Source organism: Providencia sp. PROV209 (assembly GCF_028479485.1).
GTDB lineage: Bacteria > Pseudomonadota > Gammaproteobacteria > Enterobacterales > Enterobacteriaceae > Providencia > Providencia alcalifaciens.
This window is the reverse complement of sequence record NZ_JAMPNR010000003.1, coordinates 235,683-250,714: the sequence shown is the minus strand read 5'-3', so window position 1 is coordinate 250,714 and position 15,032 is coordinate 235,683. Positions and strand designations below refer to the sequence as shown.

At 43.5% G+C, this 15,032-nt stretch carries 13 protein-coding genes and 1 tRNA gene; 6 read left to right on the top strand and 8 right to left on the bottom strand.

The features are described from left to right. Window positions 1–147 precede the first annotated feature (147 nt). Window positions 148–1,353 carry a multidrug efflux MFS transporter MdtH gene (gene mdtH, locus PR795_RS05085; RefSeq protein WP_154626683.1) on the top strand — a complete coding sequence of 402 codons (1,206 nt, stop codon included), beginning with the start codon at window positions 148–150 and terminating at the stop codon, window positions 1,351–1,353. Window positions 1,354–1,392: 39 nt separating this feature from the next. Then, window positions 1,393–1,953, top strand: coding sequence for a lipoprotein (locus PR795_RS05080; RefSeq protein WP_006661850.1), 561 nt, complete (start codon window positions 1,393–1,395; stop codon window positions 1,951–1,953). A gap of 124 nt (window positions 1,954–2,077) precedes the next feature. On the opposite strand, the gene PR795_RS05075 is transcribed toward PR795_RS05080, so the two are convergent. The 3 genes from PR795_RS05075 to ghrA all read right to left on the bottom strand — a co-directional run bounded on the left by PR795_RS05075 (window position 2,078) and on the right by ghrA (window position 4,744). After that, entirely contained in the window at window positions 2,078–2,797 is a 720-nt protein-coding gene (locus PR795_RS05075) for a YnfC family lipoprotein (protein ID WP_154601115.1), read from the bottom strand. Between the two features lie 79 nt (window positions 2,798–2,876). Beyond that, window positions 2,877–3,437: a TorD/DmsD family molecular chaperone gene (locus PR795_RS05070; RefSeq protein WP_006659969.1), complete on the bottom strand. Its 561-nt coding sequence runs from the start codon at window positions 3,435–3,437 to the stop codon at window positions 2,877–2,879. Window positions 3,438–3,802: 365 nt separating this feature from the next. Further along, window positions 3,803–4,744, bottom strand: a complete 942-nt coding sequence (ghrA, locus tag PR795_RS05065; protein ID WP_006659971.1) for a glyoxylate/hydroxypyruvate reductase GhrA — start codon at window positions 4,742–4,744, stop codon at window positions 3,803–3,805. Window positions 4,745–5,085: 341 nt separating this feature from the next. Here ghrA and PR795_RS05060 point away from each other — a divergent pair. Then, window positions 5,086–5,173: transfer RNA gene (locus PR795_RS05060), tRNA-Ser, on the top strand. Between the two features lie 13 nt (window positions 5,174–5,186). On the opposite strand, the gene PR795_RS05055 is transcribed toward PR795_RS05060, so the two are convergent. The 5 genes from PR795_RS05055 to PR795_RS05035 all read right to left on the bottom strand — a co-directional run bounded on the left by PR795_RS05055 (window position 5,187) and on the right by PR795_RS05035 (window position 11,370). Continuing rightward, entirely contained in the window at window positions 5,187–6,701 is a 1,515-nt protein-coding gene (locus PR795_RS05055; protein WP_154636776.1) for an alanine/glycine:cation symporter family protein, read from the bottom strand. 84 nt (window positions 6,702–6,785) lie between these two features. Then, a complete protein-coding gene (locus PR795_RS05050) occupies window positions 6,786–8,270 on the bottom strand; it encodes an aldehyde dehydrogenase (RefSeq protein ID WP_036975841.1) in 1,485 nt (494 codons plus the stop codon). An 11-nt stretch (window positions 8,271–8,281) separates the two neighbouring features. Next, window positions 8,282–9,148, bottom strand: a complete 867-nt coding sequence (gene dapA, locus PR795_RS05045) for a 4-hydroxy-tetrahydrodipicolinate synthase (protein ID WP_006659975.1) — start codon at window positions 9,146–9,148, stop codon at window positions 8,282–8,284. A gap of 15 nt (window positions 9,149–9,163) precedes the next feature. Further along, window positions 9,164–10,411, bottom strand: a complete 1,248-nt coding sequence (locus PR795_RS05040; RefSeq protein WP_181480815.1) for an NAD(P)/FAD-dependent oxidoreductase — start codon at window positions 10,409–10,411, stop codon at window positions 9,164–9,166. An 8-nt stretch (window positions 10,412–10,419) separates the two neighbouring features. Further along, complete coding sequence (locus tag PR795_RS05035) at window positions 10,420–11,370, bottom strand: 4-hydroxyproline epimerase (RefSeq protein ID WP_006661854.1); 951 nt, start codon at window positions 11,368–11,370, stop codon at window positions 10,420–10,422. A gap of 152 nt (window positions 11,371–11,522) precedes the next feature. On the opposite strand from PR795_RS05035, the gene PR795_RS05030 reads away from it, so the two are divergent. From PR795_RS05030 to PR795_RS05020, 3 genes are all read left to right on the top strand, one after another. After that, window positions 11,523–12,347 carry a helix-turn-helix domain-containing protein gene (locus PR795_RS05030; RefSeq protein WP_181480814.1) on the top strand — a complete coding sequence of 275 codons (825 nt, stop codon included), beginning with the start codon at window positions 11,523–11,525 and terminating at the stop codon, window positions 12,345–12,347. Between the two features lie 232 nt (window positions 12,348–12,579). Beyond that, window positions 12,580–13,203 (top strand): CDP-alcohol phosphatidyltransferase family protein, encoded by a 624-nt coding sequence (locus PR795_RS05025; RefSeq protein WP_036962246.1) that lies wholly within the window; start codon window positions 12,580–12,582, stop codon window positions 13,201–13,203. A 9-nt stretch (window positions 13,204–13,212) separates the two neighbouring features. Further along, a complete protein-coding gene (locus PR795_RS05020) occupies window positions 13,213–14,979 on the top strand; it encodes a bifunctional alpha/beta hydrolase/class I SAM-dependent methyltransferase (RefSeq protein ID WP_154632482.1) in 1,767 nt (588 codons plus the stop codon). Window positions 14,980–15,032: the final 53 nt, after the last annotated feature.

The following is a 15,032-nucleotide window of genomic DNA, read 5'->3' as shown; positions in this document are numbered from 1 at the left end:
AACGAGCGCTGCCAACACCCCTATAATGAGAAATATGACGGATTTATCGATAAAAAAATATCATGGTACACATCCCATCATTCCCCCCAAACTCCTGATACTATTAATAAGAATCATTCCTTCCGTTACTAATTTTTATGGTGTTTCATGGCACAGGTGTCGCGGGCAAGAAGCCTTGGTAAATATTTCCTTTTACTGGACAATATGTTGGTTGTTCTTGGCTTTTTCGTGGTTTTTCCTTTAATTTCAATTCGATTTGTTGAACAGCTTGGCTGGGCTGCCGTGGTGGTTGGTTTTGCCCTTGGGTTACGTCAATTTGTGCAGCAAGGTTTTGGCATTTTTGGGGGTGCGATTGCCGACCGATTCGGTGCTAAACCGTTAATTATTATCGGGATGCTGTTACGCGCTGCGGGTTTTGTCTTGATGGCGTTGGCTTATGATCCTTGGGTGTTATGGCTATCTTGTGTGCTGTCTGCCCTTGGTGGCACCTTGTTTGACCCTCCTCGTACTGCATTAGTGATTAAATTGACCCGTCCTTATGAGCGTGGGCGTTTTTACTCATTATTATTTATGCAGGACAGCGCCGGAGCAGTGATTGGTGCCCTCATTGGTAGCTGGCTTTTACAATATGACTTCCACTATGTTTGCTGGGCTGGCGCGGCAGTGTTTGTGATTGCGGCTCTACTTAATGCTTGGCTACTCCCGGCTTATCGCATTTCTACTATCAAAGCCCCTATTCGTGATGGAATGCATCGCGTCTTGAAAGACACCCGCTTTGTGACCTATGTGATCACACTTTCTGGTTACTTTATGTTGTCGGTACAAGTGATGCTGATGTTCCCTATCGCCGTTAACGAATTGGCAGGAACACCAACCGCGGTGAAATGGATGTACGCCATTGAAGCGGCAATTTCACTGACGTTGCTTTATCCGATTGCCCGTTGGAGCGAAAAACATTTCCGTTTAGAACAACGTTTGATGGCCGGGCTATTTTTAATGAGCCTAAGCATGTTCCCTATCGGTATGACCACATCGGTCAATATTCTGTTTGTGTTGATTGGCATTTTCTATTTAGGCACTATCACCGCCGATCCTGCTCGTGAAACCCTGAGCGCCTCCCTTGCCGACCCTCGCGCCCGTGGCAGCTATATGGGCTTTAGCCGACTCGGTCTTGCGCTAGGCGGAGCTGTTGGCTATACCGGTGGCGGTTGGATGTATGATATTGGGCATCAATGGAATATCCCCCAGCTTCCTTGGTTCTTACTCGGCACTATTGGTTTTATTACCTTATGGGCGCTTCATCGCCAATTTAACCGTAAAAAAATTGAAACAGTCATGTTGAGCGGGCAGTAATACGTTACACTTGGGTTATTACTGTATAAAGGAGTGATTATGAAAAACATTTTCTTGGCATCTATCTTTGGATTGCTATTTATTCTCACGGGTTGTGACAAATTAACCGAATTTACTATCAGTGAATCACAAATTAACAGTTACCTTGCGACCAAGGTTAAATACGAGAATAACATTGGTATTACTGGGTTTGCAGATGCGGATATCACCTTACATAACTTGCAATCAGAAATTGGTCGTAGCGAACCGGGTATTATTGCATTAAAAGGCGAAGCCACTGTAAAAATGAACTCATTGATTGGCGCAGCAGCGGCTGATATTGCATTAACACTAACTGCCCGCCCTGTCTTTGATGCACAGACTGGTTCTATCTATTTGAAAGAGCTAAAAATTACTCAATATAAAATTACCCCAGAAAATATGGACACTGCCATTTCCGCCGTGATCCCTTATTTAAATAGCTCCCTTGAAACCTTCTTCTCGACTCAACCTGTGTATGTCCTGAACCCTGATAATAGTGCCGCAGAAGCGACAGCTAAAAAATTAGCTAAAGGACTAGAAGTTAAACCGGGTAAATTGGTGATCCCCATGGTGGATTGATTGACCATAAATATTTTCGATTGATAAATAAATAATCGTAAAATGAAAAAAGCAACCTTAGGTCTAGGTTGCTTTTTTTATGGACAAATTTCCACAACATCACTAATTATTTAACTCTGTATTCTTACTCGTAGTAAGTCGTTTTATAGTCATACGTGAATTTATCCACTCGCCCATCACTGTATGTCATCACACTGGTGCACGAAGTTGGGTTTTTATGATCATCATAATGAGTGCACTTTTGGACAATTTCGTAATAGGGCTGCTGATTTTTCGTGGCATGAAAAAGAATTTTTGTCACTAAACCATCCGTGAAGAAATACTCATTTTTTGTATTAGTAACTTCATTTTCATTGAAATAGTGAGTTTCGATTGGTAAAAGCTCGCTACCATAGACAAACGTAGCAATGTCCTTATCTCCTTGAGTGATCTTATTCACCAAACCATTACGGTAATGGTATTTCCAATTCAACAATTCTCCGGTTTGCAAATTACACATTTTATCGATGCGGTAACCTTTGAGTTTTTGCTTATCAATCAAAAAGTAAAGCTGTTTAGATTTTCTGACGATCGTAAATTCCGTTTCGCTGTCTTTATTATAATAGGTTAACTCGTTGAGACAGCCATGGGGGTTAAATGACACTGACACCTTTTTTCTGAGCCCTTTGTCATCGTTCATGGTTTGAGTCAATTCTTTGACTTTTCCGTAAAGCGGGTCAAATTGAAATTCAGTACTGTAATTAACCATGCGTTTATCATAGTTAAGCAATTCATTATCCACTTGCGCCAGCGCCAACGGTGACATAAAGAGAAACATTAAACCGTGAAGTTTTGTCGGAGTCATTGTGTCTATCCTTTAGGTCTTATGTGGAAAGAAAGAAACGATATCCACTTTCTTTCCACGCAATTCGTGACACCGTCACTTATTCACTGTCACTTTCTGATTCAGAATCGAGCTCATCACGCAGAGCAATCACCGCATCGCGAGTAATTTGCGCGAGTGTACGATAAAACGGAGTTGTCGCATGAGCCTCAACTTTACCCAGAAAAGCGCCATACCAGCTCAGAATATAGCTATCAAATAGCTCTTCTTGCGCCGCAGTTTCATCTTCCGCAGCTTGGTCTTCTAACCATGATGCCGCGAGTAATAACGCACCAAATGCATCAGCAGGCGCATCGGTTAACGTCATGCCACGCGTGACAAGAAATTCACGGATTTCTGCTTCCGTGATCTCTTCATCATAGCGATGGGCAAAAGGTGGCACGGTTGGCTCATGACCAAACATGGCTTGATAATCCGCAGTAATCGCTTTGTGATCCATGGCTTTAGCCATTCTTCCCCACAACTCATCTTGCTCTAATGGCCATGAAGCTTTTAGCTTATCTTGAGCAATCATATCGATAAGCGGCTTCACGAGAGCATCGTCTGGAGAACGTTGAAATAAAGTGCCTAAAATACGGCAGACGATTGAAAATTCATTCATGAGTTTCTTCCTGTTAGCAAATTTCCTGCAATCACTTTTTCGTGATCATCATGCAGTGCAGTATACCTGAAAAAACAGAAAACCCACGCTTTGCTCAATTCTATATATGCCGCTGATAGTCGCTAATGATGATTTCTCAAATAAAAAATCAGCTAACTGAAGTATCCTCAAAATAATTCACGCGACAGTTCCCTCAACCTTAGGTGCGGGAAATCGCGTAATCGCATAAATATAGCGAACATTTCCCTAACAAGTTTTTGTTGTCACTAGGCGGCAGAAAGCACATCCCTAGGAGCATACACAAGTATGTGTCTAGGGTGTGCTGACGCAGCTAGCAACGTGACGGCAAAAACTAGAACGGGAAATCAGTAGCCTTGGGCTAAATTGACAACACCTAAAGGACGTTCACCAGCTTCTATGCGTTGAATATTACTCGCAATCATATCCATGGCTTCATTAGGTAATGTAAATGCGGCAACATGTGGTGTAATTGCAATGCGCGGATGCGTCCAAAATGGATGCATATGGGGAAGCGGCTCAGTGGCAAAAACATCGAGAGATGCGCCCGCAACTTGACCTTTTTCTAGCGCAACCAACAAATCTTGCTCAATTAAGTGGGCGCCACGGGCAAGGTTGATAATATAGGCGTTTGGCTCAAGTTGGCTAAATAATTGATGATTCAAAATACCCACCGTTTCCGGTGTACTCGGCAGTAAATTGACAATCACTCGGGTTCCCGATAAAAAATCCGCTAACTGCTCTTGACCATAGTAACTCTTCACATTCGGAATCTGCTTTTCAGAGCGGCTCCACGTTCTGACTTTAAGACCAAAGCTCTCTAAGCGTTTTGCGACAGCTTGACCTAATGCCCCCGCCCCCATGACACCTACCACAAATTGGTCATGGGTATACGCAGGTAATTGTTTCCACAGGCGCTGGGATTGTAATTGGCGGTATTCGTCCATACGACGGAAGTAATACAACACTTTTGCCGCTGCATATTCCTCCATTTGAATTGCCATGCCAGTATCTTCTAAGCGCATCAGCGGAACCCCTGCGGGTAATGTGCCTGGGTTATCGTGTTCTTGTTTCAAAATCGCATCCACACCCGCCCCTAACGCAAAAATACCTTTTAGGTCTTGACGACCCGCCAGACATTCATAAGGTGGAAGCCATACCATGGCATAATCTGCCTGTTGGGTATCTCCCGGCTTCCATTGACGAATATTGGCTTGAGGCAATCGAGCACGCATGCCATCAATCCACTGATTGGCATCAAAAAATGGATGGTAAAATAGAATATTCATGGCAACTCCTTATAGGTTTCTACCAGAGTGTGCGTATTGAGGTTTATTTTCAAGTCAAGACCCGCATTTTACTTCCATAAGATGAGGATTTTGTTAAGGAGTTAACGGAATCTAGATTAATCGCTTGAAGTTTAAATAAACAATTTATTATCAATTTCTAACCAAGAATAATCTTTTAAGATTAGAGAGTAATCAAATTGGTTTTTATTTAGCTAAACGATAGAAAAAATTCGGTTTTTATTTAATTGGGAGTTGACGGAAGGCGCTCTTTTCCCTATAGTAGCGCCCCGTTGCAGGACAAGTTATTTATAACAATTTCTACAACCACAATTTAGAAAAACGGTGAGGTGTCCGAGAGGCTGAAGGAGCACGCCTGGAAAGTGTGTATACGGCAACGTATCGAGGGTTCGAATCCCTCCCTCACCGCCATTTCTAATCTAGATTATTCTTCCTCGACTAATTTCTTGTTTATCTTTCCAGTTCCATCAATCTTATCAATTCCAACACCTTGGGCATGATACTCACGACTGATTTCTTCCCATAATTCTGCATTTTCAACTCCCGCAGCTTTTGGATCAAACACAGGATCGACACCTAATTTGGTTTGTCTTTCAAAGTCACGTAATGCTCTTAATGCCGGTTTCGATAAGAAGACAATCGCAATCAAGTTCAAGTAACTCATACTGCCGAAACCGATATCACCAAGTCCCCACATGATACTGACCGATTGCACGCTTCCCATAAAGACAATCACTAAGAAAACGAATTTCAAAATCAGCTTAAGCACGGGATATTTAAGCTTACGATCAAGATAAACAATGGTGGTTTCTGCAATATAGTAGTACGCCATTAAGGTTGTGAAAGCGAACAAGAAGACTGCAATGGAGACAAATCCAGCCCCTGCCGAGGTAAATACCGTGGATACTGCCATCTGAGTCCATGCCGTTCCTGCTGCTACCCCAGGAACATGTTCCACAAGCGCAATCGCCGCACCGTCAGGGAATACGTTGTACATATTGGTGACTAAGATCATCAGCCCTGATGCCGTACATACCACGACCGTATCAATATAGATAGAAAATGCTTGGATCAACCCTTGCTTTACCGGATGGCTAACTTCTGCGGCTGCGGAGCTGAATGTTGCTTCACCCGCCCCTGCCACGTTTGAGAACACCGCACGGCGTACACCCCATGATACTGCGGTGCCCACAATACCACCGAATACTGCATCCATTCCCATCGCACTGCGGAAAATCAAGCTAAACATGCCCGGTACGCTATCCCAATGGCTACCCAGAATAATGACCATCATCACAATGTAAGCTAATGCCATAATCGGGACAATTTTATCTGCTGCACTCGCAATACGTTTAACGCCACCAAAAATCAGCCATGCCATCAATACAGTCACTAATGCACCTGTTGCCATTGGCGGAATATTGAAGGCGGTTTGGAAGGAGTCCGCAATTGTGTTGGCTTGGATCCCAGGGACCAATACACCGTAAGATAAACAAATAACAGCCGCGACAAAAATCGCAAAAGGCTTTAATTTCAATCCTTTTTCAATATAGTACGGTGAACCGCCACGATACTGATCATCTGAGCGCTGCTTATAAATTTGCGCAAGGGTGGATTCAATAAAGGCACTGGCGCCGCCTAATAAACCCATCACGACCATCCAGAAAATCGCTCCAGGTCCCCCCGCGGCAATCGCGGTTGCCACCCCAGCAATGTTACCAACCCCGACACGCCCAGATAAGGCTAAACAGAAGGCTTGGAAAGAGGAAATCCCATCTTTTGACGCTTTGTTTACCTTTAATAAACAGACCATTTTTACGATGTAACGGAACTGAACACCGCGTGTTGCTAATGTGAAGTAGAGACCGACACCCAGAGATAAGAATACGAGAGCATTACCCCAGATGTAACCAACGATGGTATTCACGATGGCTTCCATATGTACTCCTCGACGATTGTAATTGTATTTGTGTATTTGCAAGGGTCGAAACCTGAACCTCGCAAGGTTCAGGTCAATGTCATTTTACTGATTGATAAACCAGATAACTTTTGTTTGGGTGTATTGTTCAAAGGCTTCTAAGCCGTTGTCTTTCCCCCCAAAACCTGACTGACGGAAACCACCAAATGGCGTGGTGATATTACCTTCGCTAAATCCGTTGACCGACACGGTCCCCGCATTGATACGACGTGCAATATTCATCACTCGATGGACATTTTGGCTATAAAACGAAGCCGCCAACCCGTAGTGAGTGTCATTGGCTAAATTCACCGCTTCATCATCCGTCTTAAATGATGTAACGGCTAAAATGGGACCAAAAACTTCATGTCGAAAGAGAGACATTTCTGGCGTAACAGCATCAAAAATTGTCGGTTCTATGTACCACCCTGAACCGAGGTCACTGTGTATTTTTCCTCCTGTGATAAGTTTCCCTCCCTCTTTAAGGGTGGTTTCTAAAAACGATCCTACTTTTTCAAAATGAGCCTGTTCAATCATGGGACCGATTGACACAGACGCATCACGCGGATCCCCAACTTGCCATGTTGATACTGCGGCAACTAATTTTTCGAGCAGGGGCTTTTTGATATTTTCGTGCACAATTAACCGCGAGCCACAGCTACAGTTTTCACTCATATTCCAGAAAGCGGCCGCCATGATATGCGGAACAGCTGCATCTAAATCTGCGTCCTCAAAGACCACTTGTGGGCTTTTTCCACCGCATTCCAAAACAATCTCTTTTAGATTGCTTTCTGCGGAGTATTTCAAAAATAAACGCCCTACTTCTGTCGACCCTGTGAATGAGACGATATCAACATCAGGGTGACGCCCTAACGCTTCCCCCACTTTTTCGCCCAACCCGCAAACCAAACTTAATGCACCTTTCGGCACACCCGCCTCATAAGCAAGTTCAACCATACGGTAAGCACTCAATGAGGTTAATTCGGCAGGTTTCACAATCACAGAATTACCAACCGCTAACGCCGGCGCGACTTTCCAGGCAAACATTTGTGCAGGAAAGTTCCATGGCAAAACAGCGCCCACGACCCCGATAGGCTCATGAACAATTAACCCCATTTCTTGACGCCCAGTTGGCGCAATTTTGCCAAACAATTTGTCGATAGCTTCTGCATACCAATAAAACGTTTCGACTGTTGCGGGTAAATCCGTATTTAAACATTCAGTGATAGGCTTACCTGCATCGACGCAATCCAATGCCGCTAGTTCTTCGCTATGTTTTTCAATTAATTGTGCCCAACGTAACATGACCTGTTTACGTTCTTGAGGGGACAAACCGCTCCAGCAGCCCTCATCAAAGGTTTCACGAGCAATGCAAACCGCCGCGTGAACATCTTGCGCACTGCCATCCGCGATATAACCAATCGAACTATTATCGATGGGGGTATAATTTTTAAGCTTGGCACTCCCACTTTGGTGGCCCGCAATCAAGTTGCCCGCCCAGAGTTGGCTCTGTTTCGCTCGCTCAAATATTTGCTCTTTAGTGATCAACATAAACAACCCCGTTATGGCTTAATCAGTGCAAGAAATTCATGGCGTTCTTGCAGGCTAATATTGGACAGAGGTAAGCGAACAGGTCCTACATTAAAGGTTCCTTTTAAGCAGCCAGCTTTAGCTTTTTGGTTATAGTTACCTGATTCCATAGAGTAAATCGCAGGATAAATCTCTTGCATAATCTGCTTAGCTTTTGTCCAATCGCCTTGCTGCGCCGCATTAAAAATAGCAACTTGCTCTACTGGGAACACGTTGCCTGCACCGGCAATCCAACTTTTCGAACCCCAGAAGAAGAAATCCACAGGTTGGTCATCACAACCGCAAATGACCTCAAAGTTTTTAAACGGTGTTTGGAGTAAATGCAGGGCGCGACTAAAGCTACCGCTACTCTCTTTGATAGCGACAATATTGTCGATTTCCGCCAGTTTCACGACGGTATCTAACTCAATCTCAATGCCAATACGGGCTGGGAAGTTGTACATAATGATGGGTAATGAAGTTGATTTTGCGACTTTCTCATAGTGAGCATAAACCCCGTTTTGATCTGGTAAACTGTACGGTGGTGGTGATAACATCAGCCCTTCATAACCCAGTTCTTTCGCCTGTGCTGCGCGTTTAATTGCGCCCTCGGTAGATAAGTCATTAATTCCTGCAATCAGAGTCACACGCCCTTTGGCAATTTTACTGACCGTGGTTAATACGGTTTTACGTTCGTCTTCATTTAACGCGTAATATTCACCTGTGGTGCCGCAGACCACCAACCCCGTCACACCACTGGCGATCAGTTTTTCGGTTAACTCTGCTAACGCAGTGATATTTAATGAAAGATCATCATGAAATGGAGTGACTAACGGAACAAGAATGCCATGGAAATTCATTATAATTCTCCTGAATTAAAGAAAGCGCTTAATCGAAAAAGGCGAGCAATCGAGCGGTGTCGGTTGCCCGTGGATCATGTTATTGACGATATCTGCGGTAATTGCCGCTTGTGTTAGCCCTAAATGTTGATGCCCAAAGGCAAATACATACGGACCTTTTTGGTCTATGACCGGTAAGGAATCTGAGATAGTGGGACGGAAACCCATCCACTCACTGGTATTTTGGCTATCTAATGGTGTTTTCAGCATTGGATTCGCCAGCGGTAAAAAATGGCGGGCACGTTGCATATTGGGAGGACGCTTCAAACCTGCGTATTCAACAGTGCCTGCGAGGCGCAACCCACCGTTCATTGGCGTCATAATAAAACGGCGATCCATACTGGAAATCGGAATGGACAAACGCCCTTTTTCATTTGGTAACATCAAGTGGTAACCGCGCTCGGTTTCCAAAGGGACATTGATGCGACTCACCATTTTCACTAATGACTTTGAAAATGCGCCCCCAGCAATCACGACTTTATCCGCAATAAACGCCCCTTGAGGTGTCGTCACTCGTGCTTGATTTGCTGAGGAAGAATCAATGGCGGTCACTTCACATTCTGTCAGTACTTTCCCACCTAAATTCACAAAAGCCTGTGTTAAGCGTTCGTGCATTTGTGCGAGATCCACTACATGTCCAGTATCGGGATAGAACAATCCACCAATTTGGTTAGTCGCGAGTTCAGGTTGTTGTGTGAGCAATTGGGGTTGATCCAATAGCTGATTATGCACCCCCATATTGTTCAAATATTCCCCATGGCGACGCAGCGTTTCCAGAGTGGCATGTTTTTCTGCTACCAGCAATGAACCTTGAATTTTGACCAAATCCTCCAGCTGCCATTGCTTTGAAAATGCTTGCCAAGAGGGTAATGACGCAGCATTTAGCACAGAAAGCACACGGTGAATATGTTGAAATGGTTTATGGCGCATATTCCCTAACAATTTCAATAGCCAAGGTGCTAATGGTAGGATATAGCGCCAATCAATACGCAAAGCGCCTAAAGGATCAAGTAGCATACTGGGAATGGACTTTAACACTGACGGATCGGCAACAGGAAATACCTGCTCAGTTGCAATATGCCCCGCATTACCAAAAGAGGCACCTGAGCCAATTTGGTTTTTATCGAGCAATAAAACGTCCGTGCCGTGATGTTGTACGGATAACGCAATGCTGAGCCCAACAATGCCCCCACCGACTACAATGACGGAATATCTGTTATCCATCGTCGACCTCACTCCACCGTGATACCAAAACGGAACGGATCGTTTTCATCAATCAGTAAGGTATTTTCACCGCTGATGTAAGCATTGCCACGAATCGTTGGAATGATGCCGTTAGCATCCGCAACTTGATAACTGGCTTGAAATTGGCTACCAATAACACTTGCCTGACGCCAAATTTTACCTTCCTCAAGCTTGTTGTCCGCAGCAAGGCACGCTAATTTCGCGCTGGTGCCCGTACCACATGGCGAGCGGTCATATGCCCCTCCGGGACATAACACAAAACTTTGGCTATCTGCACCATCGCAATGTCCAAACAATTCAATATGGTCAATTTCTTGGTCATCTTTACCAAAAATGCCTTGATCAACGAGGGCTTGTTTGATTTTTAAACAGACCTCCGTCAGCGCCTTCGCATTCCCATACAAGATAGCAAGTGGTGAATTTTCGACGAGGAAAAACCAGTTTCCGCCCCATGCAATATCCCCAGTCACTAGCCCAACCTCCGGCACGTTAACTTGAACGGCTTTGCGATAGCGATATGCATAAACGTTTTGAATGCTCACGCTACCATCTTCATGTAATTTAGCGGTCACATCCCCCACTGGGGTTTCAATTAAATGCTCACCGTAACCAATGCGCCCTAAGTAATGCAATGATGCGACCAAACCGATGGTACCGTGACCACACATGCCTAAGTAGCCTTCGTTATTAAAGAAAATCACGCCCGCCGCAGCTTTAGGGTTAACGGGTTTACACAGTAATGCACCAACTAGAATGTCATTACCTCGAGGTTCTAAAATGGTTGCGCATCGCCAATGGTCATATTCTGTGCGTAACGTTTGTAGGCGCGACGCCATGTCTGAATTCCCTAAATCAGGAAAACCATCAATCACTAAACGTGTGGGTTCCCCTGCGGTATGAGAGTCTATAACCTCAATTTTCTTATATTTACTCTGCATCAGTTCATCCTTATTAATATCATTTGTTAATAGAATGCTTGATTTATGTAAACAACTCTTGATATCTTTCGAATCAACCTATGCGTATTTCTGCACAATTTAAAAACATTTCAGATAACTATTAAAATTAGTTGAATGCATTGGAGCGCAATATGATTGATTTAAATAAACTGTTGTTGATTAGTCAGGAAAACATGCTTTTCCCCGTGGATAATATTAATAATTTGTTAAATCATCTTGGGTTGGTCATGCCTTTAATCAATACACTTCCTAATGTGACTTTCTTCGTTAAAGACCGTAATGCCAAATACTTGCTTGCCAATGACAACCTTGCTAAACGATGTAAAGTTGATCAGCGCAATGGCGTAATAGGAAAAACTGCAGAAGATATTTTTCACGCGGATTTGGGGCAGAGTTATAGCTCTCAAGATTATTTGGTTATGCAGAAAAAAATAAGTGTTATCAATAAATTGGAGCTACATCTTTATAAGGCGGGATTATTAGGTTGGTGTTTAACGACCAAAGTGCCTATTTTTAATACACGTAATCAGGTGATTGGTGTCGCGGGCATTTCTGTGGATTTACAAGATGAAAAATCAGTCAGTACTAAATTAAATAATCAATTAGGTCGAGTTGAACAATATATTAGCCAGCATTTTGATACCGCAATTAAAATAACAACACTGGCTGAAATTTCAGGGTTGTCGTTATCTCAACTTAATCGTCAATTTAAAACAGTTTTTCATATTACACCTCAGCAATATATTCAGAAGAAGCGCCTTGAACATGCTATCGAATTATTAGAAGAAGACTATTCTATTACAGATATTTCAATTAAATGTGCTTATGCCGATCACAGTGCATTTTGTCGTAAGTTTAAAGAACTGACCAATATGACTCCCAGCCAATTTAAACGAATGCGTTCTAATATCGATAAAAAGACAGTGAATGAACAGGAGATTGCTTATTCCATCTAATCGTTGAACGATGCATGTCCCCCTCAATTCTGGGTCTTTACTCAGGCGAGCGAACTTTTTCCCTGACTTATCCTCTAATCATCAATGGTAAAATAGTTGCTGTCCTCATCGTGATAACGAGGAACTTAGGACAGCTCTTATTGTAGCTAAAACATATTGTAGCTAAAACATAATCGCGTATTGATATAGCACTAAACTGCCCCCTACTGCGGTATATTTTAAGGATGAGTGAATGACCATTTATGATCTGAAACCTAAATTTCAGAATCTGCTACGCCCCATTGTTCGTCAGCTATTTGATGCGGGGATCACGGCAAACCAAGTGACCCTTGCTGCATTAGGCTTGTCCATTATTGTAGGCTGTTTATTAGCGCTTTTTCCAACTCCCTACTTATTTATCTTACTCCCATTTGTCTTATTTATCCGCATGGCTCTCAATGCCATTGATGGTATGCTTGCTCGCGAACACAACCAGAAAAGCCATCTCGGAGCAATGCTGAATGAACTGGGCGATGTCATTTCCGATGTCGCCTTGTACCTACCTTTCGTCCTCATTTTCCCGCAGGCTTTTTGGTGGATTTTGTTGAGCCTCTTTCTCTCTGTATTAACTGAATTTATCGGCGTCATCGCTCAAGCAATGGGCGCATCTCGCCGTTATGATGGCCCTGTCGGTAAAAGTGATCGTGCATTTGTCTTTGGTGCATTAGGATTATTTGTCTGTATTTTTCCACAACTGGTAGTTGCAAGCTGGATAAATATCCTTTTTGCCGTCCTCTCCCTGCTGTTGTTCTATACCTGCTATAACCGTATTCGCCGTGCACTGACTGAGTTAAGCGCAGTATCGGAAAATAATTAAGGAATGATAATGAACACACAAACAGACTATTCGACACAACGTCCTGTCGTCGAATCTCAATTCACCACCAGTGATCATACGAACTTGTTTTACCGTTATTGGCCTACTGAACACATCACCGATAAAGCCATTATTTTGTTTCACCGAGGTCATGAGCACTCTGGTCGTGTCTCTCATTTAGTGGATGAATTAAACCTTTCTGATTTTGCTATGTTCGCATGGGATGCTCGAGGACATGGCCGTAATGAAGGTCCGCGGGGCTATAGCCCATCACTGGGCACGTCCATTAGTGATGTTGATGAGTTTGTCCATTACGTATCCGAGCAATATCAAATCCCATTCGAAAATATTATTGTTATTGGTCAAAGTGTTGGCGCAGTATTAGTGTCTGCATGGGTACATGACTATGCCCCAAAAATTCGCGGAATGGTGCTTGCGTCTCCCGCATTTAAAGTTAAATTATATGTCCCATTTGCTCGCACCGGTTTGGGAATCATGCAAAAATTGCGTGGACTGTTCTACGTAAACTCTTATGTGAAAGCCAAGTTTTTAACCCATGATGAGCAACGCATTCAATCATTTAACAATGACCCGCTGATCACTCGCCCTATTGCCGTCAACATTCTTCTGGAGCTCTATACCACGGCGGATCGCATCGTGGCAGATGCTGCGGCAATCACATTGCCAACCCAGTTATTTATTTCAGGTAGCGACCATGTGGTACACCATAAGCCACAACATCAATTTTATGAGCGATTAAATACGCCAATTAAAGAGAAGCATATTCTGTCAGGTTTTTATCACGACACATTAGGTGAAAAAGACCGACATATCCCTATCGAAAAAATTCGTCAGTTTATTGATAAATTATTCGCGCTTCCTTTGTATCAACATGATTACCAGTTTGAAGATACATGGAGCACCAGTGCGGATGCCTACCGTTCATTAAGCGTGCCATTACCTGAATATTGCCCAAAAAACATTGCCTATAAAATCATGAGCAAATCCATGAGTACTTTAGGTAAAGCCTCTGAAGGCGTCCGTATTGGTTACGATAAGGGCTTTGATTCTGGCTCAACACTTGATTATGTCTATCGCAATCAGGCACAGGGTTCTGGTCTATTTGGACGAATTATCGATAGGCAATACCTCAACAGTATTGGTTGGCAAGGGATCCGCCAGCGCAAAGTAAATATTGAAAATATTATTCGCCAAGCCATTCGAGAGCTATCCAATAGCGGAAAACCCGTCCGCATTATGGATATCGCCGCAGGTCAAGGGCGCTACATCTTCGATGCTATCAATGATTATGGGAAAGTGGACTCCGTTCTGCTTCGTGACTATAGCCCAATTAACGTTGAACAAGGTCGCTTACACATCAAAGAACGTTACCTAGAAGATAAAATCCGTTTCGAAGAAGGTAATGCGTTCGATGCTGATGATCTTGCTGCTGTTTCTCCAGCACCAACGTTAGGTATTGTCAGCGGTCTGTATGAGCTATTCCCAAGTAATGAACTGATCCGAGCCTCACTGGATGGGCTTTCTCGCGCCATTCCTTCCGGTGGCTTGCTTATCTATACCTGCCAACCATGGCATCCTCAGGTTGAAATGATCGCCCGAGTATTACCCAGTCACCAAGGTGGGAAAGCATGGGTCATGCGCTGCCGTAGCCAAGGCGAAATGGATGCTTTAGTCGAAGAGGCTGGGTTCGAAAAAATCACTCAATCTATCGATAACTGGGGTATTTTTAGCGTGTCCCTTGCTCGACGCCGTTAATTATTTTTCTCTTTAATTTACAGGTTATTGGTATCATCACCAGTAACCTGTAT